Here is a 20,977-nt window from a genome sequence, read left to right on the forward strand (position 1 = left end):
GAATGCGTTTGAATACTCTTGCACCAGCTGCTGGCTCAAAGCACGCTCCTAAGCGTCTTGGTCGCGGTATTGGTTCTGGCCTAGGTAAAACTGGTGGCCGTGGCCATAAAGGTCAAAAGTCACGCTCTGGCGGTAAAGTTCGTCCAGGTTTTGAAGGCGGTCAAATGCCTCTGAAACAACGTCTACCAAAATTCGGTTTCACTTCTCGTAAGAGCCTAGTGTCTGCTGAAGTTCGTCTAGCTGAGCTAGCGAAAGTTGAAGGTGACGTAGTAGATCTAAACAGCCTGAAAGCTGCTAACGTAATCACTAAGAACATCGAATTCGTAAAAGTTGTTCTTTCTGGTGAAATCAGCAAGTCAGTGACTGTTAAAGGTCTACGTGTGACTAAAGGCGCTAAAGCTGCTATCGAAGCTGCAGGCGGTAAAGTAGAAGAATAATCTTCGAAGGAAAGGTACAGATGGCTAAAAAACCAGGACAAGATTTTAGTAGTGCGAAGAATGGATTGGCGGAGTTAAAATCGCGCCTATTGTTTGTATTAGGTGCACTTTTAGTATTCCGTGCAGGTTCTTTCGTACCAATCCCTGGTATTGACGCAGCTGTACTTGCCGATTTGTTCGAACAGCAAAAAGGTACCATCGTTGAAATGTTTAACATGTTCTCCGGTGGTGCTCTTGAGCGTGCATCTATATTAGCGTTGGGCATCATGCCGTATATTTCGGCTTCGATTGTTGTCCAACTGCTAACTGTAGTTCATCCAGCGTTAGCTGAACTCAAGAAAGAGGGTGAAGCTGGCCGTCGTAAGATTAGCCAATATACACGCTATGGCACGCTCGTACTTGCAACATTCCAAGCTATTGGTATTGCAACTGGCTTACCAAACATGGTCGATAATCTGGTTGTTATCAACCAAACCATGTTTACGCTAATTGCTACCGTAAGTTTAGTAACCGGTACCATGTTCCTAATGTGGTTAGGTGAACAAATTACAGAGCGTGGAATTGGTAATGGTATTTCATTACTAATCTTTGCAGGTATTGTTGCTGGATTGCCTTCGGCAATCGGTCAAACAATCGAGCAGGCGCGTCAAGGTGAACTGCATGTACTTCTTCTGCTGTTGATTGGTGTACTTGCTTTTGCAGTAATCTACTTTGTTGTTTTCATGGAGCGTGGTCAACGTCGTATCGTTGTAAACTACGCGAAGCGTCAACAAGGTCGTAAAGTATTTGCTGCGCAAAGCACTCACTTGCCACTTAAAATTAATATGGCAGGTGTTATTCCAGCAATCTTTGCATCAAGCATTATCCTGTTCCCAGGAACACTGGCTCAGTGGTTTGGTCAGAATGGTGAGAGCAGCGCGTTCGGTTGGTTAACTGACGTGTCTTTGGCTCTTAGCCCAGGTCAACCTCTGTATGTAATGCTATATGCAGCAGCGATTATCTTCTTCTGCTTCTTCTACACGGCGTTGGTTTTCAACCCGCGTGAAACGGCAGATAACTTGAAGAAGTCTGGTGCATTCGTACCCGGCATCCGCCCAGGCGAGCAGACAGCCAAGTACATTGATAAAGTGATGACACGCTTAACCCTAGCGGGCGCGATGTACATTACCTTTATCTGTCTGATCCCAGAGTTCATGATGGTCGCGTGGAACGTACGTTTCTACTTTGGCGGCACATCACTACTAATCGTAGTTGTGGTTATCATGGACTTTATGGCACAGGTACAGACTCATCTGATGTCTCAACAGTATGATTCTGTGTTGAAGAAAGCGAATCTGAAAGGCTATGGCCGTTAATTCGGCGGTAGTGTCAGATTTCATTTACGGAGTTTAGCAATGAAAGTTCGTGCTTCCGTTAAAAAAATCTGCCGTAACTGTAAAGTTATCAAGCGTAACGGTGTCGTTCGCGTGATTTGCAGTGAGCCAAAGCATAAACAGCGCCAAGGCTAATCAGCAGAAATTTTTACTTGAAATGTAAGGTAGTGTCGAGTATATTTCTCGGCCTACCTTTTGCGTGCAAAAGAAGTAGTACTCCGCAGCGTATCCGAGACGGGCTTTGCTGCGGCTAATTCTTTTAAGAAACACTATGGAGTGAATAATGGCCCGTATAGCAGGCATTAACATTCCTGATCAAAAACACGCTGTAATCGCACTAACTGCGATCTACGGCATCGGTAAGACTCGCTCTAAAGCTATCCTAGCTGAAGTGGGTATTGCTGAAGATGTTAAGATCAGTGAACTATCTGATGAACAGATCGATCAACTGCGTGATGGTGTAGCTAAGTACACTGTAGAAGGTGATCTACGTCGTGAAGTATCAATGAACATCAAGCGTCTTATGGACCTTGGCTGTTACCGTGGTCTTCGTCATCGTCGCAGTCTACCACTACGTGGACAGCGTACTAAAACCAACGCTCGCACCCGCAAGGGTCCGCGTAAGCCGATCAAGAAATAATCGGGAAGGTAGAGTACAATGGCTAAACAACCAACTCGCGCGCGTAAACGCGTTCGCAAACAAGTTGCAGACGGTGTTGCGCACATCCATGCTTCTTTCAACAACACAATCGTTACCATTACTGACCGTCAAGGTAATGCACTAGCTTGGGCTACTGCAGGTGGTTCAGGTTTCCGTGGTTCTCGTAAGTCTACTCCGTTCGCTGCACAGGTTGCTGCTGAGCGTTGTGCTGAAATGGCTAAAGAGTACGGTCTTAAGAACTTGGAAGTTATGGTTAAGGGTCCTGGTCCAGGTCGTGAATCTACTGTTCGCGCACTGAACGCAGCTGGTTTCCGCATCACAAACATCGTTGATGCTACACCAATCCCTCATAACGGTTGTCGTCCACCTAAGAAACGTCGCGTATAACGTTTCTAGGACTATTGGAGAAGAATCATGGCAAGATATTTGGGTCCTAAGCTGAAGCTTAGCCGTCGTGAAGGCACTGACTTATTCCTTAAGTCTGGTGTTCGCGCGATCGATACCAAGTGTAAAATTGATAACGCACCAGGTGTACACGGCGCTCGTCGCGGTCGTCTATCTGAGTATGGCGTTCAGCTTCGTGAGAAGCAAAAAGTTCGTCGTATGTACGGCGTTCTAGAAAAACAATTCCGTAACTACTACAAAGAAGCTGCACGCCTTAAAGGCAACACAGGTGAAAACCTGCTTCAACTTCTTGAAGGTCGTCTTGATAACGTAGTTTACCGTATGGGCTTTGGTGCAACTCGCGCTGAATCTCGTCAGCTAGTTAGCCACAAAGCTATCCTAGTTAACGGTAAAGTTGTAAACGTTCCTTCTTTCAAAGTAGCGGCTAACGACGTTGTGTCTATTCGTGAGAAAGCTAAACAGCAGTCTCGCATTAAAGCAGCTCTAGAAGTTGCAGAACAACGCGAAAAACCAACTTGGATTGAAGTAGATGGCGGTAAGATGGAAGGTACATTCAAGCGTATGCCTGAGCGTTCTGATCTATCAGCTGACATCAACGAACAATTGATCGTCGAGCTTTACTCTAAGTAAGGTTTAAACTAAAGAGAGGACACAATGCAGGGTTCTGTAACAGAATTTCTTAAGCCACGTCTTGTTGACATCGAACAAATCAGCACGACACACGCAAAAGTAACTCTTGAGCCGTTAGAGCGTGGTTTTGGCCATACTCTGGGTAATGCACTTCGCCGTATTCTACTATCTTCTATGCCAGGTTGTGCTGTAACAGAAGTAGAGATTGAAGGCGTTCTACACGAATACAGCACGAAAGAAGGCGTTCAAGAAGATATTCTTGAAATCCTACTTAACCTTAAAGGTCTTGCTGTACGCGTTGCTGAAGGCAAAGATGAAGTGTTTATTACGCTTAACAAATCAGGCTCGGGCCCTGTGGTTGCAGGTGACATCACCCATGATGGTGATGTAGAGATCGTTAACCCAGAACACGTAATTTGTCACCTAACGGATGACAACGCTGAGATCGCTATGCGCATCAAAGTTGAACGTGGTCGCGGTTATGTTCCTGCTTCTGCTCGTATCCATACTGAAGAAGATGAGCGCCCTATTGGTCGCCTACTGGTTGATGCAACATACAGTCCAGTAGACAAGATTGCTTACTCTGTTGACGCGGCTCGTGTAGAGCAACGTACAGACCTAGACAAGCTTGTAATCGATATGGAAACGAACGGTACTCTTGATCCTGAGGAAGCAATCCGTCGCGCAGCTACTATCCTAGCTGAGCAACTAGATGCGTTCGTAGATCTACGTGATGTACGTGTACCTGAGGAGAAGGAAGAGAAGCCTGAATTCGATCCGATCCTACTGCGTCCTGTAGACGATCTTGAACTAACAGTTCGCTCTGCTAACTGTCTGAAAGCAGAAGCGATTCACTACATCGGTGATCTTGTACAGCGTACTGAGGTTGAGCTACTTAAAACGCCAAACCTTGGTAAAAAATCTCTTACTGAGATTAAAGACGTACTTGCATCACGTGGTCTTTCTCTGGGCATGCGCCTAGAAAACTGGCCACCAGCGTCTATCGCTGAAGATTAATCGATACTAGTTAGAAGGATTAGGTCATGCGCCATCGTAAGAGTGGTCGTCAACTCAACCGCAACAGCTCACATCGTAAAGCGATGTTCAGCAATATGGCTAGCTCTTTAGTACGTCATGAAGTTATCAAGACTACATTGCCTAAAGCAAAAGAGCTACGTCGCGTAGTTGAGCCTTTGATTACACTAGCTAAGACTGACAGTGTTGCTAACCGTCGTCTTGCATTTGCACGCACTCGTGATAACGAAGTAGTTGCAAAACTGTTTAACGAACTAGGTCCACGTTTTGCTGCTCGTCAGGGCGGTTACACTCGTATCCTAAAAGCTGGCTTCCGTGCTGGTGACAAAGCTCCAATGGCTTACATTGAGCTTGTAGATCGCCCAGCTGCTGAAGAAACTGCTGCTGAGTAATCAGGTTCGAAAGAACGAAAAAGCCGAGCATAAGCTCGGCTTTTTTGTATCTAGAAAACAAACAATAAAAAAGCGATAGATACTAATCTATCGCTTTGTTGTATTTAATACCAATCAGCATAAGTCTTTGATCATTCATGCTGATTAAAATCGCTGATAACGTTGTTGCAGATTTTGTAATTAGAATAACTAGTTAGCGGCAATCTGCGCCTAGTTCTAAGCGATTTTCCTTGAGCAATTTCCTGACCATTTACTTATCCTGATTGGTATAAGTTTGCCGGTTAAGCTTTCCATAAACTGCTTAATGAGCCAAGTAGCCCTTCACTTGCGCCACTCTCTTTTAAGTAGTCAAGAATCACTGGAACAAATTGGTTTACCATTGATGGGTCCAGTCCTACGCTTTCAAACGCTTTGTTTACCGCCTGCATATTTTCGATGTTGCCGACAATGCCTTGCATGTCAGGTAAATTCGAAGACCAAGGGATCAGTGATTCGAGTTCTGATAGATCCGCTGACGATAGCTGTTGCTGTGCTAGTCCTAGTAGCGCACCACTGCCTCCTAGTGCTTGCTCGGTGGTGACAGGAAGTTTGTCAGCTAGAATGCCACTTAGCGGAATGCTGTGGTCAGCGATTTCACTATGTTCTGTTACCAATTTAGAGATGCTCTCTTGTGTGTCTTTATCACTGATCGAGTCAAGCCACGAACCCGCATAAGCACCGGTGGTAAACAGTAATAAGATCAGAGTTGCAGTTGAGGCTTTTTTCATTGAGCTATTCCTTTTGGTTTTGCTATAAGCTTTATTTTAGTCAAAAAAAAGCGACGCTGAGCGTCGCTTTTTCAATAACTAAGTTTTCTTAACTTATAGGATATCTAGTAGTTCTACTTCGAATACTAGTGCTGCGAACGGAGGAATCGCTGCACCTGCACCACGCTCACCGTATGCAAGGTCTTGTGGGATGTATAGTTTCCACTTAGAACCTACAGGCATTAGTTGTAGTGCTTCAACCCAACCTTTGATTACGCCAGTTACTGGGAACTCAGCTGGTTGACCGCGAGATACAGAGCTGTCAAATACAGTACCGTCAGTTAGCTCACCGTGGTAGTGAACGCGAACTTGCTTGTCAGAAGTTGGGATTTCACCAGTACCTTCAGTGATGATTTCGTACTGAAGACCAGACTCAAGAACGTTTACTTCTGGACGTAGAGCGTTGTCTTTTAGGAAAGCTTCACCGTCAGCTGCAGCAGCTTTAGCTGCTTCTTGACGAGCTGCTTCTGCACGCATTTGCATCTCTTGAAGAGCGTTGTTGATTTCGTCGATTTCGATAGCTGGCATGTCACCAGTTAGTGCAGTTGCGATACCTGCAGCGATAGCATCAACATTTAGACCTTCAAGACCAGCACCTGCTAGTTGCTGACCCATTTGTAGACCAATACCGTAGCTAGCTTTTTGCTCTACAGTTTCAAATTTAACTTCAGACATGGTGTCTCTCTTTCATGGGTGTATAAAGTGTTTAAGGATACCAGTAAAGAGTGATGGATGAAACGTCGCAACTCTAGCGAACTTGTTTCAATATGCAGGATTAAGAGACTAATCACTGTTGTTTATTGCCGCTTGAACTGACCGACAGCCAAGCTAGGTTCGGCGATAGCTAAATTAGAATGAGAGTTAAGTCTGAGTTTTGGGCTTAAAGTGTGAGATTTGACAGGAGCATTACTTTCAACGTTGGAATTTCCTATACTCGGAGACGCTAGGTTTTTATACTTAAAGCCAGAGAATTTTGGAGACGGGTTGCAATGAATCGCCGTAAGAAAAAGCCACAACAAGTCGATTACATTCAATTAGCCAAGGATAAGCTACAAGCCATCGATTGGACTAACATGAAACAACAGTTGCTGGATCGTTGGCAGCAATTGCCGAAACTGCACCAGCGTGCTTTGATGGTATTGGTACCAGTGGTTCTGCTGTTAATCGTTATTCCGTTTCCTCAAAGCCAACCGCAGCAAGAGAGCGTAGAAGCAAAGCGCGTGGCGGTAGAGGTTAATACGCAGAGTTTGAGTGAGCAAGGTGAGCCGAAACCACAGCCTCTCCAATCTGACCAATGGAAAGAATACACCGTAAAATCGGGCGATACGCTTGCACAAGTGTTTCGTGCTAATAACCTACCAATGTCTGATCTGAATGCACTGGTGAAAATCGAAAGTAGTGATAAGCCGCTAAGCCATATTAAGGCGGGTCAATTGGTGCGCTTTAAGATTAACGCTGACGGTTCACTTGATATGCTACAACTTGAAAAGGCAACTAAGTCAGTGATGTTCTTCCGCGTTTCTGATGGCGGCTTTGCCCAGCAAAAATAACGTATCTGTCATGCTTACTTTAGTGTGCTTACTTTGCGCGGCGTATCGAGCGCCGCTGCAGAATCTCTCTATAAGGCAGTAGTGGCAAAATAATCATGGCTATCCCCAGCGTGGTCAGGCTATCTGGTATCTCATTAAATCCCCAGATGCCGATGATGACCACAAAAACTAAGCCAGAATATTCAGCCAAAGCAATTTGCCCTGCCGGCGCTTTTCTATACGCCATTACCGCTAAGCCGTTGTATGTCAAAATTAGCCCAGCACTGAGTGCCACCAGACCGACTTGTTCGAGGGTGATTGGCTGCCAATATAGCGCTGCCATAATGCCTGATAGCGGTACGGTCATCACTGAAGTCCAAAATAGCGTTGTGATTACCGGTTGTTCCGGCGGAAGTTTACGCGCCAAAATATTAAATACCGCCAGCGTGGTCGCGGTACCTAAGGCAAACCAGGCAGCCCAATGAAATTGAGAGGGTCTGAGTACCATTAAGACCCCAACAAACCCAATACTGGTCGCCAGCACTTTTGCCAGTGGTGGTATTTCTTTGAGTATCCATACTGAAAGTGGCAGCATGATAAGGGGCGCAGCATAGAAAACCGCGTTGGCAGTTGCTAGCGGTAAGTGAGTGATTGCTATCATCATGCATCCGCTGCCGAGCATGATTAAAACCGCACGTATGCCAATCACCCCAGGTGCCGTTAGTGCTCGCTGACTGGCAGGTTGCTTCCACCACAACGGTAAGATAATCAGTACTGACAGTAGCTGACGCATAAACACGTATTGAAACGAGCTGATCTCACCATTGAGCAGTTTTACCGCCACGTCGGAAAGTGATGCGGCGAGGTTCCCGACGACGAGGAGTAAAATTGCCAAGCTAGCGGCTGACCACTGCACCAATATCACTCACGCAGCATATCAACGTGTGGGATGCCATCTTCTAAGTACATGTCAGACGTTTGTTGAAAGCCGTGTTGTTGGTAGAAAGCGGTAAGGTGTTGTTGAGCGCCAATTTCTATCGATTCTTGTGGCCAAAGTTGTTCACATTCGATGATGGCTTGTTTGAGCAGTTGATGCCCCAAACCATTTCCGCGCGCATTGGCTAAGGTTGCCACGCGACCAATACTGACGGATGGGTAAGTAGTGCCTTTTGGCAGTAAACGCGAGCAAGCGACCAATTGATCATTTTGGTAGCCGAGTAAATGGTAGACACCATCCAAGATATCTTTGCCATCCAGTTCTGGATAAGGGCAGTTTTGTTCGACGACAAATACATCGACACGCAGCTTAATTAACTGGTACAGCTCAATATTACTAAGTTGAGAAAAGGGGATTAACTTCCAAGTAATCATAGTGATGCAAGAATGAAGAAATTGACTGTAGAGTAAATTAGCAAGTTTCTCTTTCTGCGGCATTAACAATTGTTATTCACCACGATGATTTTTAAATCAACCGATTTTGAAATTAGCGGTTTTTAATTCGGCTCAAGCTGACGGGCGTAATGCCTAAGTAGGCGGCAATTTGATAGTCACTCAACCTTTGTTCCAAATCGGCAAAGTTTTCACAGAACAGTTGGTAGCGTTGCTCGGCACTATAAAGCAGCATAAAACGTTCTTTATTTTCCTTATGCATCAATTGGGTTTCGACCAGCTTTAGGTAGATAGGGTGATTGTCGTTGCGCCATTGGTTAAGAGTCTCAATCGGTAAACACATCAACTCACACGGGGTTAAAGTTTCAAGTAGAAATGCGGACGGCTGCTGTTTAATCAGGCTTTCAAAGCCAATGATCCAATCGAGCTCCCAGTAGAATTCTTTACTGAATTCTTTACCTTGTTCAGTTAAGTAACTCGCGTGGCACAGTCCATCGAGAACAAAATAGAAACTGTCAGCCAGCGCACCTTGCTCAATAAGAATATGGCGCGTTGGCAGCTCTAGCGGTTTGGCAAGCGAGCTGAGTTGGTTCACTTCAGGATCGGAAAAGCCTTGCTCGATGAGGTGGTGACGAAACTTAGCCAGCATATATACTCCCAAAATAAAAAAGCCGCTACAGCGGCTTGATATTAACACCTATACCTTGGTGATTAGAAGTTAGCAAACACTCACCTCGCATCACTCAGGTATAGGATCAGGGCAAGATATTATTTTTGCAGATCGATTTGGTAAATCGCAAAGCCGATATCATCAGTCGCCACTTGTTTCATTGGGTACTGACCTTTCTCTTTAATGAATTTCGCTGCTTTGTCACTTGGTGACGTTTCAAAACGAATATCCAGTGCTTTGTCTGCTTTAATTGGTGCAAATGTCCAGTTGTTGTCTGCACTTGGTGTTACTTCACCTTTCTCTTTGCTTACGCGAGAGATGTAAGATGCCACCACTGAGCGGTTTTCATCTGGAGAATCGAATGCAACGTGGTCGCTACCAGTGCCAGGGAACTTGTCGCTGTATGCACGGTAGTTGTTGGTTGCTACGATGAACTCTTGCTTCATATCGATCGGCTTACCTTGGTAAGTCAGATTTTGGATACGCGTTGAGTCTGGGTTCACTAGCTTACAGTCACCGTCGTATTTCGCAGGTTGAGTCACATCAACTTGGTAGTTTACGCCATCGATAACGTCAAAGTTGTAAGTACGGAAACCATCCCAGTTGATCAGGGTTTGTGGCGCCGTGCTGTTCACGTCGATTTGGTTAAACTGACCAGCTGCACACTCAAGCCACTCTTTCACTTCGTTGCCTGTCATTTTTAGAGCAACAAGCGTGTTCGGGTAGAGGTAAAGGTCTGCCGCGTTACGGAAAGTTAGCTGACCAGATTCCACTTCAGTAAAGCCTGATGGGTCATCTTTACGACCGCCCGCTTTAAACGGCGCTGCTGCTGATAGTACAGGGATATCGGCAAGATCTGGGTCGCCTTGAATGAAGCGCTCAACGTAGTCTTTCTGTGCTAGGTTAACGATCTGTACGGTTGGATCATCTTGCACAAGTGCTAGGAAGCTGTACATCACATCGTTTGATTGACCGATTGGTTGGTTAACAAACTCACGCGTACCTTTATGGTCAGCTTCTAGTGCTTTTACGATGCCTTGATCTGCTTCAACTAGCGCTTTCTTATTTACTTTGTCGAAGATTGGACGAGCTTCAGTTTTACCTGAAGTGACTTCCCACTTACCATCTTTTTGCTCTAGTACTAGGTCGATTACACCAACATGGTCGCCCCAACGACCCGGCATAACCGCGGCAACGCCATTGATAGTACCGTTCTTGTTGTCTACGCCTGGTAGGTTATCAAAGCCTTTACCTGGGAATACCGCATGTGAGTGACCAAATGCGATGGCATCGATACCTTCAACTTCTGATAGGTAGTAAGTTGAGTTTTCTGCGCCCACTTTGTGTGGATCCATTGATACACCAGAGTGTGGGATCGCAACGATAACGTCAGCGCCTTCCGCTTTCATCTTAGGCACCAGCTGTTCAGCGGTTTCTTTGATGTCTTTAGCGAAGACTTTACCTTCTAGGTTCTTCTTATCCCAAACCATGATTTGTGGTGGAACAAAACCAATGTAACCCACTTTGATTTGTTGTTCAGCGCCATCAGCGTCTTTGAAAGTGTGTGTTTTGATAATGTATGGCTTGAAGTAGTGTTCACCGGTTTTCTGGTCGAACACGTTCGCACTGATGTATGGGAAGTCAGCATCGTTGAGAGTTTCAGCTAGGAACTCTAGACCGTAGTTAAACTCGTGGTTACCAATGTTACCCACATCGTAATCTAGCTGGTTCATTGCTTTGTACACTGGGTGTACTTCACCAACTTCAATGCCTTTATCCGCCATGTAGTCACCCATTGGGCTACCTTGGATCAAGTCACCATTATCAACTAACACGCTGTTTTCAACTTCAGCGCGAGCTTGTTTAACAAGAGTAGCGGTGCGAGTTAAACCAATCTTTTGTGACGGACTGTCTTTGTAGTAGTCGTAATCCATCACGTTAGTGTGGATGTCTGTGGTTTCGATGATACGCAGTTTGATCGTATCAGCCATTGCAGGGCTTGCCATAGTTAGCATGCCGCCTAGTACAGCGAGGGTTAGGGGTTTCACTGCCACTTTCATGTTGTTTAGCTCCGATAGCGTTAGTTTTAACGTTGCGTAATGTAACAAATTACTCTGCAACAATAATTTCGATGCATGTCAAATTGTGAAGTTGCGCGTTTACTAAATGCTGTTCTGTCACCGTATTCGCAGAATTGGTGAGTATCTGTGCAACAGCACGCTGTTGATTGCAGTTTAAAAGGCGTTGTTTTTCCTGCCTTATCAGTTATTGGTATAAAAAATGAAATTTTAGAATTTCAGGTAATATATCTAGAAGGTCATAATGCAATCATTCACATGGAAGGAATGCATTATGGCGAGCAAGGATAAAGTGTCTCAGTTTCCACTGAACCACTTACGCACCACACAAAATAATAGTCATCGCCCAAGCTTTAAAACCACGAGTCAGTTACGTGCTGGTGAAGTTGCTTTAGTTGGCGCCGGTCCTGGCGACGCTGAGTTGCTGACGATTAAAGCGTTGAGCTTTATTCAACAAGCCGATGTTGTGCTGTACGACTACTTGGTTTCGGATGACATTTTAGCGCTTATACCAGACAGCACTATTTTAGTCTGCGTGGGTAAACGTGCCGGGCACCACAGTGTTCCTCAAGAGAAAACCAATCAACTATTAGTTGATTTTGCCAAGCAAGGTCACAAGGTTGTGCGCATTAAAGGCGGCGATCCATTTGTGTTTGGTCGCGGTGGCGAAGAGCTTGAAGTGTTAGCTGAGGCTGGCGTGCGTTTTCAGGTGATTCCAGGCATAACCGCTGCCGCAGGCGCAACCGCTTATGCTGGTATTCCCCTGACTCACCGAGATTATGCGCAAACCGCGATGTTTATTACCGGTCATTTGAAAGCGGAAAGCGACGATATGGATTGGTCGACGCTCGCTCGCGGTAATCAAACCCTAGTGATTTATATGGGTCTGATGAAGTCAGACTATATCCAGCAGCAATTGGTTAGCCATGGGCGAAAAGCTTCAACACCTATCGCCATCATCGAGCGCGGTACACAAAGCTGTCAAAAAGTATTCAAAGGCGAGCTCTCTGAGCTGGCAACGTTAGCGCAAGACGCTGAGTCACCATCGCTTATCGTGGTAGGTGAAGTGGTCGCGCTGGCTGAGAAATTACAGTGGTTCAATCAAGAAGAGAACGCCACTTTAAACAATAAAGTAACGCAACGTCATTACGCATAAAGATTAAAGACTAGCCGAAACGCTCGTAAGAGCCGCAAAGGAAGCACCGACATGGACCAAGAACGTTTAACTCACCTTAAACAGTTAGAAGCCGAGAGTATTCACATTATTCGTGAAGTCGCGGCAGAGTTTGATAACCCGGTAATGATGTATTCCATCGGGAAAGACTCATCGGTAATGTTGCACTTAGCAAGGAAAGCATTTTACCCTGGCAAAATTCCTTTCCCGCTACTGCATGTTGATACCGATTGGAAATTTAAACAGATGATCGAGTTCCGCGATAAAACAGCGGAAAAGTATGGCTTTGAGCTTTTGGTACATAAGAACCCAGAAGGTCTCGCAATGGGCTGTAGCCCGTTTGTGCACGGCTCATCGAAACATACTGACATCATGAAAACTCAGGGTTTGAAGCAAGCGCTGAACAAATATGGCTTTGATGCTGCCTTTGGTGGTGCGCGTCGTGACGAAGAAAAATCACGCGCGAAAGAGCGTGTCTATTCATTCCGCGATAAGAACCACACTTGGGATCCGAAGAATCAGCGCCCTGAGTTGTGGAAAACCTACAACGGTCAGATCAACAAAGGCGAAAGCATTCGCGTTTTCCCACTGTCGAATTGGACTGAGTTGGATATCTGGCAGTACATCTACCTAGAAAACATCGAAATTGTTCCGCTTTACCTAGCTGATAAACGCCCAGTTGTTGAGCGTGATGGCATGCTGATCATGGTTGATGATGACCGCATGGAATTACAACCAGGCGAAGTGATTGAAGAGAAAAGTGTTCGCTTCCGCACACTAGGTTGCTACCCACTGACAGGCGCGATTGAGTCAGAAGCCAATACGCTAACCGGCATTATCGAAGAGATGCTGGTTGCAACGTCCAGTGAGCGTCAAGGTCGCGCGATCGACCATGATCAGTCTGGATCGATGGAATTGAAAAAGCGTCAGGGTTACTTCTAAAAAGGATCTAAGGAAACAACATGAACAGTGCAGTAGAAGCTCAATTAGCTGAGTTAGGGATCGAGGGATACCTAAAACAACACCAGTACAAGTCACTACTTAGATTCCTAACGTGTGGCTCAGTGGACGATGGCAAGAGTACTTTGATCGGTCGCTTGCTCCATGACTCAAAACAAATTTATGAAGATCAATTGGCAGCGGTGCACTCAGACAGCCAACGAGTGGGTACCACGGGTGAGCGCCCGGATTTAGCGCTGTTAGTTGATGGTTTACAGGCTGAACGTGAACAGGGCATCACTATTGATGTCGCGTACCGTTACTTCTCGACGCAGAAGCGTAAATTCATCATTGCGGATACGCCAGGGCATGAGCAATACACGCGTAATATGGCAACCGGAGCATCGACTTGTGATCTCGCAGTGATCTTGATTGATGCACGTAAAGGCGTGTTGGATCAAACGCGTCGCCATTCATTTATTTCTAATCTGTTGGGACTGAAGCATTTTGTAGTGGCAGTCAACAAAATGGATCTAGTGGATTACTCACAAGATCGTTTTGAGCAGATTCGCGATGAATATTTGGAGTTTTCGAAAAACCTTCACGGTGAAATTGATATTCAGATCATCCCGTTATCAGCATTAGAAGGCGATAACGTGGTGGAAGCCAGCCCGAAAATGAGCTGGTTTGAAGGTAAACCACTGCTGGATATTCTTGAAAGCGTCGATGTGGATCAAGAAAAAGAAGTCGGTGAATTCCGTTTCCCAATTCAATACGTTAATCGTCCGAACCTCGATTTCCGCGGTTTTGCCGGCACGATTGCTTCCGGTAGCGTGAGTGTGGGCGATCAAGTGACGGCTCTGCCATCGGGCAAGAGTTCGAAAGTTGCGCGTATTGTAACGTTTGATGGCGACCTAGAAACTGCCCATTCAGGTCAAGCGGTGACGCTAACCTTGGCAGATGAGATTGACATCAGTCGCGGTGATCTCTTGGTGCTTAACCAAGCTGAGGTGACGTCAAGTAACCACTTACTTGCTGATGTGGTGTGGATGACGGAACAACCGCTGCAACCTGGTCGTGAATACGACATCAAGATAGCCGGCAAAAAGACGGTAGGGCGCGTTGAAGCGATTCGCCATCAATACGACATTAACAATCTTTCGACTCACAGTGCAGCGGAGTTGCCATTGAACGGGATTGGTTTGTGTGAGTGGAGTCTAACCGAATCTGTGGCTTTAGATAGCTATACCGAGTGCCAAGATACCGGTGGCTTTGTGGTGATTGATCGTCTGACTAACGTTACGGTTGGTGCGGGCTTAGTACGTGAGAGCTTGAGTCAGATTGAGCAAAAAGCTGGCGATTTTTCTGCCTTTGAAGTGGAGCTTAACGCGTTAGTTCGTAAGCATTTCCCTCACTGGGGTGCGAAGGATCTTTCACAGTTATTGAAGTAGTGAAGTGACTACAATCTGGTGCCGCGGTAGGTGCGGCACTGATATTGGATCAAGTAAGGACGCGGTATGTGGCAACAAGGATTTGTGTTGGCTATCTTACTCGGCATTGTCACATGCCTTGTAGCCACCCGTATAAAGCCGAGTTTTATTTTCGCAGGTGCTGCATTTATTGCTTTTCTTGCCGGGATGATCGAACTCAATGAAGTGGCAACCAACTTCACTAACTCCTCACTGTTAACTTTAGTGTTGTTGATCCTCGCATCAGCGGCACTAGAGAAAACCCTGCTCATCAGTTGGGTGAGCCGCAGTCTATCAACTGGGCGTTTAGGCTCTGTGGTGGCAAAAATGGGGGTATCGACCGCGTTGTTGTCCTCTTTTACCAACAATACCGCAGTCGTGGTGTCGCTAATTGGTGCGATTAAGCGCAATCAGCAACACGCGCCATCGAAGTTATTGATCCCACTTTCTTATGCAGCGATCTTAGGTGGCACCTTAACCTTGATCGGTACATCGACTAACTTGATCATTAACAGCTTTGTTGAAGATGCCGGATTGCCAAGTTTAGGCTTTTTTACCCCAACAATGATCGGTTTGTCAGTGTTGTTTGGTGGCTTGTTGATCCTAATTCCGCTCAGTTATTTATTGCCGAATTACGACGATCAATCGCAAGATGATTTGCCTTATTTTCTTGAAGCGAAAGTCGAGCCAGGATCGCCTCTCGTCGGGCGCAGTATCACCGAGAATAAACTTAGGGCGTTGCGTAAGCTTTTTTTAGCTGAAGTGATCCGTGATGGCAAAACCATGCCCTCGGTTGATCCGGAATTTATTCTGCATGCCAATGACAGACTGCTGTTTTGTGGAGACATAGAAAGTGTTGCCACGCTGCAAGAGATCCAAGGCTTAACCTTGTTTGGTCAGCATCACCTGAATGGACAGAGTTTTGTTGAGGTGGTGGTGAGCTCATCGGCGAGCTTTTGCAATAAAACCTTAAAGACGAGTCGTTTTCGTGATCGATTTGATGCGGTGGTGGTGGCGATCCGCCGCGGTCATGAGCGTTTAGAGGGCGGACTGGGTAATATCACGCTCAATGCCGGCGATACCTTAGTACTGGTGCCTGGAAAACGTTTTGAGGCAGAGCGCCGTGCTCACCGCAAAGAATTTGTCTTGGTCAATGATCTCGACTCGAGCGCACGTCTCGACTTCCAAAAATCTACCACGGTATTGCTCGGTTTTAGCGCCGTCATCGCGCTCGCATTGCTTGAGTGGGTGCCGTTAATCAAAGGCTTGGCGGTTTTTCTTCTTGCGACCCTGTTTCTCGGTATTGTTCAGTTGAGTGAACTACGCCGCCGTTTCCCGATTGATATTGTCGTTATCGTTGGTTCAGCACTGTCGATTGCTCAATTGATGCTCTCATCTGGTTTATCGGTCAAGTTGGGGCAGATGTTTATCGAAACCTTTAACGGTTGGGGAGTGTTTGGCGCGCTGGTGGCAACATATTTGCTGACGCTGATCTTAACCGAACTGGTGACCAACAATGCCGCTGCCGCGCTCGCTTTTCCCATTGGCTACAGTATGGCGATTGGCTATGGCGTCGACCCAATGCCTTTTGTGATGGCAGTACTGTTTGGTGCCAGTGCGAGCTTTATTTCCCCTTACGGTTATCAAACCAACTTACTGGTTTATAGCGTAGGCAATTACAAATTATCCGATTATGTACGAGTTGGGATCCCGATTTCTATTGTTTACTCAGTGCTGGTACTGGCATTGATCCCACTCTTTTTCCCGTATTAAAGGACTAAACCATGACGACAGAAACCAATGTCAAAGATGAGAACATAGTGTGGCATCAGCACACCGTTGATAAAAGCTTTCGTGCCAATTTAAAGCAGCAAAAGCCGGTAGTGCTTTGGTTTACGGGATTATCAGGAGCAGGTAAATCGACCATCGCTGGCGCGCTGGAGAATCAGTTGGCAGAACTTGGTTACCATACTTACTTGTTGGATGGCGACAATGTGCGCCATGGCTTGTGCAGTGATTTAGGTTTTTCCGAACAAGACCGCCGTGAAAACATTCGTCGTATTGGTGAGTTGGCGAAACTGATGGCAGATGCAGGACTGATTGTGCTCTCTGCATTTATTTCTCCTCACCGCGCAGAGCGCCAGTTAGTGCGTGATTTATTGCCGCAAGGCGAGTTTCTCGAAGTCTTCGTCAACACTTCTCTTGATGTGTGTGAGCAACGTGATCCGAAGGGGTTATACAAAAAAGCCCGTGCAGGTGAGATCCCTAACTTTACCGGTATCGACTCAGAGTATGAAGCACCCTTGCAACCAGAAATCGATTTGCCCGCCGGCGAGTTACCGATTGAAGCGTTGGTTGAGCAATGTATTCAGGCGCTCAAGCAGCGCGAGATTATTAAGTAAATCATCGTACTTCAATATCAAAGCGAATAGTAAGCTCTCAGTTCGCTGTACAGTTTAACTAGCTTTTGGGTTGTGATGATCCTAAAGCCAGTTAAGCTATATAGCATAAGCTTTGAGTAACTGACGAAGATGTATTACGGCGACGTAAAGAGCTTTAGGTTACCCATGATCTATTTACTTGTTCAGCTCTCAAAAAAAGCAGTTTGCTCTAACTAAGTGAGAGTCTGGGGAGTCAGTTTTGCATCGCTATTTTGCTGAACCCGATTGGTGAAACTTGTTTGCCTCACCTTTTTGAGTATTAGGGTTACCATGATCTCAAAGCGAGTTGAGCTGGGTAGGAAAGGGAATGGGTTACTATGATCCCAAAGCTCGGCAAGCTCGCGCGGCTGCTTTGGGTTTACCATGTTGCCAATGCTTTCTCTGCGTAAAAACGCAAAAAGCTTCCTTATCACGGGAAGCTTTTTGAATTCTTTTTGTTACACCATTATTCGAAGCAGATTTCGATAAAAGCGTTACCCCATTGAGAGGTAAATGGCATGATGATAATTGCCCCTTCGCACTTATGACGAATGGTGTGACCTTTACCAGAGACGACGACAGGGGTTGCCATATCGAAATCGAAGCCACTTTCAGCCAAGATACGTTTTGCACCACCGGTGACCATGTTGGTGATTTCACCAACCATGTCAGTGACTTCGTCATTTAAACCATTTGGGCGTTCGCCCAGCATGTTCTGCATGATCTCTAGCGCAAGACTTTCATCAAAAGTAATCGACATCGAGCCACGAGTTTGCGGACCAACCATCCCGATTAGACCCGATACATCACCCCTAGCGATCTCGTCTTTTTTTACACGAGGCTTTTGCGGCTTCAACTCCAGTGAAGCCATCGTTTTTAGAACGTTCATCAATGAAGCTAAAAACGGGTTTACAAATTCAGCACGCATATATTTCTTCTATATCGTTATTCTTTAATATCAGACAAGCATGACTGGCAAATACCATGTGACTCTATGACATGATTAGTAATCTTAAAGCCATGTTTTTCAGCATTATTAGCCAGTAAGGCTACCAAACTATCATCTTGCAGTTCAATAACATTACTACATTTGTCGCATATTAGTAGATGCGAGTAATGTTTATGTGCGTTACACGAGCAACATTGGATAAAGCTATTTGTTGACTCGACTCGATGTATAAAACCTTGTTCCAGCAGAAAATCGAGCGCACGATAGACCGTTGGTGGCTTTGCCTGAGGTTCGTGAAGCTTTAATTGCTCGAGTAATTCATAAGCGCTAGACGCCTTGGGGCTAGCACAAATCAATTTGAAAACCTGTTTACGTTGCGACGTAAACCTTACGCCTCTAGCAGCACAAATATCTTCGATTTGTTTCAGTAACTCTTGGTCCAAATTTTTTCACCATAACGATTGGACTTATTTACAATATATCACTCAATTTTGAGCAGTGTTCATCATTCGCGTCATTATGATAAGACCATCGAGACTTTTATAGCACTTCGAGGTGAATCAGTTAGCCGGACTATTGAATGATCTAACTTACCAAAATATCTAAAGAAACGATATAGCCAAGTGACTTGAAGGTTAAGGTTTCAGAGTCTTATCACTGGTTCAACGCGTTTTAATCGTGCTTAAACACCCAAGAAAACAACGTGATGAAAATCTAATCTGTTTAGAGAGTGGTGTTGGCATGCTATGGTTAACAGTTGTTTGCATTGAGCTATATTGCTTATTTAATCGGTGCACATTGCTCATGTTTTCTAGCCGAGATATTTAATATTTACATTTTTAGCGTATATGATGCGCTAATTTTGTGAGATAGTGAGATCTCAGGTCAGCAAGGATTGCGACCTAGCCCAAGCTCAAAGGAAGGTTTTAATGGAATTTATACTTGGTTTTATAGGGATGTTTTTTGTTGCCATTATGGCTCCTGCTGTAATTTTGTCTTCATTTGATCTATTAATTTACTCGCTATTTTACTTGTGTTGGTTGGTGATAGGCTTTTCTGCCTTATTTGTGAATGACAAATTGTTTACGTCAGAAATGAAAGAGAATGCATCCAATGGATTAGGAGCGTTAGCAGCGTCTAAATTGATGTTTAGAGTACTGTTTTGGTTTAAGTATGCTAAGCATTAATCCTTTGTCAGTCTGAAGCCATCCGCAGCTTTCATGTCAACGCCCTCATTGTTATTTGTGTCTCTTGGTATAGTGACTTGTCGAATACCCACATTTTTAAACGGATTGGGTTCACAGAGCCAATCAGTGCATATATTGGCTTTCCCCAATGCGTATCATGCCATTGTTTACCTCCAGACTTGGGTGCGGAATGAACTTGATGTAGAATCTGCGCTCTTTTTTATGAAACCACGGTTCGGAAAGGCTTGTTTGAAATAAGGCGGCTTTTTTGGCGTGTTAAGTTGTCGGTCTAAACTCTGTCATTTTTGGGTCCAATGCGTGCCCATACTACGTAAAAATGCTGTAAGTTGGACACAAATGGGAATACATCATGCAAAATCATGCCAACCACATTGTTGATCAAAGCGAGGAAAATCAAGTGAGTCAGTTAGTTTATCCAAGCTCTCGTTTCTCCATTGCCCCTATGTTGGATTGGACTGATCGCCACTGTCGATACTTTCATCGTTTACTTTCTAGTGAGACGCAACTGTACACCGAAATGGTGACCACAGGTGCGATCATCCATGGTAAGGGCGACTTCCTAGCATATAACGAAGAAGAGCATCCGTTAGTGCTACAACTTGGTGGTTCAAACTCTGCCGATCTTGCTACTTGTGCCAAGTTAGCAGCTGAGCGTGGTTATGATGAAATTAACCTCAACGTAGGTTGCCCTTCTGATCGTGTACAGAACGGTCGCTTTGGCGCTTGCCTGATGGCTGAGCCTATGCTGGTGGCTGAGTGCGTGGCAGCGATGAAAGAAGTGGTGGATATTCCTGTGACGGTTAAAACCCGCATTGGCATCGATGATCAAGACTCTTATGAGTTTTTGACTGACTTCGTTTCTATCGTTTCTGAGAAGGGGGGCTGTGAGCAGTTCACGATCCATGCGCGTAAAGCGTGGTTGTCTGGTTTAAGCCCGAAAGAGAACCGTGAAATTCCACCATTGGATTACCCACGCGCTTACCAATTGAAGAAAGATTTCTCTCATTTGGAAATTGCCGTAAATGGTGGGGTAAAAACACTGCAAGAGACCAAAGAGCACCTTCAGCATCTTGATGGTGTCATGGTGGGGCGTGAAGCTTACCAAAACCCATACATCTTGGCAGAAGTGGACCAGCAGATCTTTGGTCTGGATAAGCCAGTGAAAAAGCGTACCCAAGTCGTACAAGAGATGTACCCATACATTGAAGCGCAGCTATCTAAGGGTGTTTATTTAGGTCACATTACTCGCCATATGCTAGGTCTATTCCAAAACATGCCAGGTGCGCGCCAATGGCGTCGTCACATTAGTGAGAATGCGCATAAGCCAGGTTCAGGTATTGAAGTGGTTGAAGCGGCACTCGCGAAAATTCCAAAAGAGTTGAATGTGTAATATTTGCCAACCTAGTTGGTGAA

24 protein-coding genes and 1 pseudogene are annotated in these 20,977 nt (G+C 45.4%); 17 read left to right on the plus strand and 8 right to left on the minus strand.

All coding sequences use genetic code 11. The features are described from left to right. Positions 1-2: 2 nt before the first annotated feature. The 8 genes from rplO to rplQ all read left to right on the plus strand — a co-directional run bounded on the left by rplO (position 3) and on the right by rplQ (position 4,933). Positions 3-437, plus strand: coding sequence for a 50S ribosomal protein L15 (gene rplO / locus GZN30_RS14445; RefSeq protein WP_075651026.1), 435 nt, complete (start codon positions 3-5; stop codon positions 435-437). 20 nt (positions 438-457) lie between these two features. Continuing rightward, the gene (secY, locus tag GZN30_RS14450; protein ID WP_075651024.1) at positions 458-1,792 is read left to right on the plus strand and encodes a preprotein translocase subunit SecY; all 1,335 of its coding nucleotides are present in this window, start codon (positions 458-460) and stop codon (positions 1,790-1,792) included. 39 nt (positions 1,793-1,831) lie between these two features. Next, positions 1,832-1,945: a 50S ribosomal protein L36 gene (gene rpmJ, locus GZN30_RS14455; RefSeq protein WP_000868186.1), complete on the plus strand. Its 114-nt coding sequence runs from the start codon at positions 1,832-1,834 to the stop codon at positions 1,943-1,945. Positions 1,946-2,093: 148 nt separating this feature from the next. Further along, on the plus strand, positions 2,094-2,450 hold the full coding sequence (gene rpsM, locus GZN30_RS14460; RefSeq protein ID WP_075651022.1) for a 30S ribosomal protein S13: 357 nt from the start codon (positions 2,094-2,096) through the stop codon (positions 2,448-2,450). A gap of 18 nt (positions 2,451-2,468) precedes the next feature. Beyond that, positions 2,469-2,858: a 30S ribosomal protein S11 gene (rpsK, locus tag GZN30_RS14465; RefSeq protein WP_001118870.1), complete on the plus strand. Its 390-nt coding sequence runs from the start codon at positions 2,469-2,471 to the stop codon at positions 2,856-2,858. A gap of 27 nt (positions 2,859-2,885) precedes the next feature. Continuing rightward, the gene (gene rpsD / locus GZN30_RS14470) at positions 2,886-3,506 is read left to right on the plus strand and encodes a 30S ribosomal protein S4 (RefSeq protein WP_021708922.1); all 621 of its coding nucleotides are present in this window, start codon (positions 2,886-2,888) and stop codon (positions 3,504-3,506) included. A gap of 24 nt (positions 3,507-3,530) precedes the next feature. Then, a complete protein-coding gene (locus GZN30_RS14475; protein WP_075651020.1) occupies positions 3,531-4,523 on the plus strand; it encodes a DNA-directed RNA polymerase subunit alpha in 993 nt (330 codons plus the stop codon). Between the two features lie 26 nt (positions 4,524-4,549). Next, positions 4,550-4,933, plus strand: a complete 384-nt coding sequence (gene rplQ, locus GZN30_RS14480; RefSeq protein WP_039430775.1) for a 50S ribosomal protein L17 — start codon at positions 4,550-4,552, stop codon at positions 4,931-4,933. A 281-nt stretch (positions 4,934-5,214) separates the two neighbouring features. On the opposite strand, the gene GZN30_RS14485 is transcribed toward rplQ, so the two are convergent. Beyond that, positions 5,215-5,700, minus strand: a complete 486-nt coding sequence (locus GZN30_RS14485; protein WP_075651894.1) for a DUF2780 domain-containing protein — start codon at positions 5,698-5,700, stop codon at positions 5,215-5,217. Between the two features lie 93 nt (positions 5,701-5,793). Beyond that, positions 5,794-6,414, minus strand: a complete 621-nt coding sequence (locus GZN30_RS14490) for an FKBP-type peptidyl-prolyl cis-trans isomerase (RefSeq protein ID WP_075651896.1) — start codon at positions 6,412-6,414, stop codon at positions 5,794-5,796. A gap of 314 nt (positions 6,415-6,728) precedes the next feature. On the opposite strand from GZN30_RS14490, the gene GZN30_RS14495 reads away from it, so the two are divergent. Beyond that, entirely contained in the window at positions 6,729-7,289 is a 561-nt protein-coding gene (locus GZN30_RS14495) for a LysM-like peptidoglycan-binding domain-containing protein (protein ID WP_075651898.1), read from the plus strand. 28 nt (positions 7,290-7,317) lie between these two features. Here GZN30_RS14495 and GZN30_RS14500 read toward each other — a convergent pair whose 3' ends face one another. The 4 genes from GZN30_RS14500 to cpdB form a co-directional block, all read right to left on the minus strand. Next, complete coding sequence (locus GZN30_RS14500; protein ID WP_075651900.1) at positions 7,318-8,187, minus strand: DMT family transporter; 870 nt, start codon at positions 8,185-8,187, stop codon at positions 7,318-7,320. Positions 8,188-8,189: 2 nt separating this feature from the next. Continuing rightward, a complete protein-coding gene (locus GZN30_RS14505) occupies positions 8,190-8,639 on the minus strand; it encodes a GNAT family N-acetyltransferase (RefSeq protein ID WP_075651935.1) in 450 nt (149 codons plus the stop codon). A 112-nt stretch (positions 8,640-8,751) separates the two neighbouring features. Continuing rightward, positions 8,752-9,306 (minus strand): Crp/Fnr family transcriptional regulator, encoded by a 555-nt coding sequence (locus tag GZN30_RS14510; RefSeq protein ID WP_075651902.1) that lies wholly within the window; start codon positions 9,304-9,306, stop codon positions 8,752-8,754. A 119-nt stretch (positions 9,307-9,425) separates the two neighbouring features. Further along, on the minus strand, positions 9,426-11,387 hold the full coding sequence (gene cpdB, locus GZN30_RS14515; protein ID WP_075651904.1) for a 2',3'-cyclic-nucleotide 2'-phosphodiesterase: 1,962 nt from the start codon (positions 11,385-11,387) through the stop codon (positions 9,426-9,428). A gap of 147 nt (positions 11,388-11,534) precedes the next feature. Here cpdB and GZN30_RS14520 point away from each other — a divergent pair, with 147 nt between their 5' ends. From GZN30_RS14520 to cysC, 6 genes and pseudogenes are all read left to right on the plus strand, one after another. Then, positions 11,535-11,696, plus strand: coding sequence for a hypothetical protein (locus tag GZN30_RS14520; RefSeq protein WP_161987057.1), 162 nt, complete (start codon positions 11,535-11,537; stop codon positions 11,694-11,696). Further along, positions 11,680-12,561 (plus strand): uroporphyrinogen-III C-methyltransferase, encoded by an 882-nt coding sequence (gene cobA / locus GZN30_RS14525; RefSeq protein ID WP_075651906.1) that lies wholly within the window; start codon positions 11,680-11,682, stop codon positions 12,559-12,561. Before GZN30_RS14520 ends, cobA begins: the two co-directional genes overlap by 17 nt. Before the next feature lie 39 nt (positions 12,562-12,600). Next, positions 12,601-13,521: pseudogene (cysD, locus tag GZN30_RS14530) on the plus strand (sulfate adenylyltransferase subunit CysD); the annotation flags it as partial. A gap of 20 nt (positions 13,522-13,541) precedes the next feature. Beyond that, positions 13,542-14,969, plus strand: coding sequence for a sulfate adenylyltransferase subunit CysN (gene cysN / locus GZN30_RS14535; RefSeq protein ID WP_075651910.1), 1,428 nt, complete (start codon positions 13,542-13,544; stop codon positions 14,967-14,969). Positions 14,970-15,035: 66 nt separating this feature from the next. After that, positions 15,036-16,760, plus strand: a complete 1,725-nt coding sequence (locus tag GZN30_RS14540; RefSeq protein ID WP_075651912.1) for an SLC13 family permease — start codon at positions 15,036-15,038, stop codon at positions 16,758-16,760. A gap of 11 nt (positions 16,761-16,771) precedes the next feature. After that, the gene (gene cysC, locus GZN30_RS14545) at positions 16,772-17,389 is read left to right on the plus strand and encodes an adenylyl-sulfate kinase (protein ID WP_075651915.1); all 618 of its coding nucleotides are present in this window, start codon (positions 16,772-16,774) and stop codon (positions 17,387-17,389) included. A 484-nt stretch (positions 17,390-17,873) separates the two neighbouring features. On the opposite strand, the gene GZN30_RS14550 is transcribed toward cysC, so the two are convergent. Further along, a complete protein-coding gene (locus GZN30_RS14550) occupies positions 17,874-18,335 on the minus strand; it encodes a chemotaxis protein CheX (protein WP_075651917.1) in 462 nt (153 codons plus the stop codon). 17 nt (positions 18,336-18,352) lie between these two features. Next, positions 18,353-18,799: a zinc uptake transcriptional repressor Zur gene (zur, locus tag GZN30_RS14555; RefSeq protein WP_075651919.1), complete on the minus strand. Its 447-nt coding sequence runs from the start codon at positions 18,797-18,799 to the stop codon at positions 18,353-18,355. 486 nt (positions 18,800-19,285) lie between these two features. Between zur and GZN30_RS14560 the strand changes: the two genes are divergently transcribed. Together GZN30_RS14560 and dusA are read left to right on the plus strand one after the other, a co-directional pair. Further along, positions 19,286-19,543: a hypothetical protein gene (locus tag GZN30_RS14560; protein WP_075651921.1), complete on the plus strand. Its 258-nt coding sequence runs from the start codon at positions 19,286-19,288 to the stop codon at positions 19,541-19,543. A gap of 370 nt (positions 19,544-19,913) precedes the next feature. Beyond that, positions 19,914-20,954 (plus strand): tRNA dihydrouridine(20/20a) synthase DusA, encoded by a 1,041-nt coding sequence (gene dusA / locus GZN30_RS14565; RefSeq protein WP_075651923.1) that lies wholly within the window; start codon positions 19,914-19,916, stop codon positions 20,952-20,954. The last annotated feature ends 23 nt before the right edge of the window (positions 20,955-20,977 follow it).

It is taken from the genome of Vibrio ponticus (genome assembly GCF_009938225.1).
Classification (GTDB): domain Bacteria; phylum Pseudomonadota; class Gammaproteobacteria; order Enterobacterales; family Vibrionaceae; genus Vibrio; species Vibrio ponticus.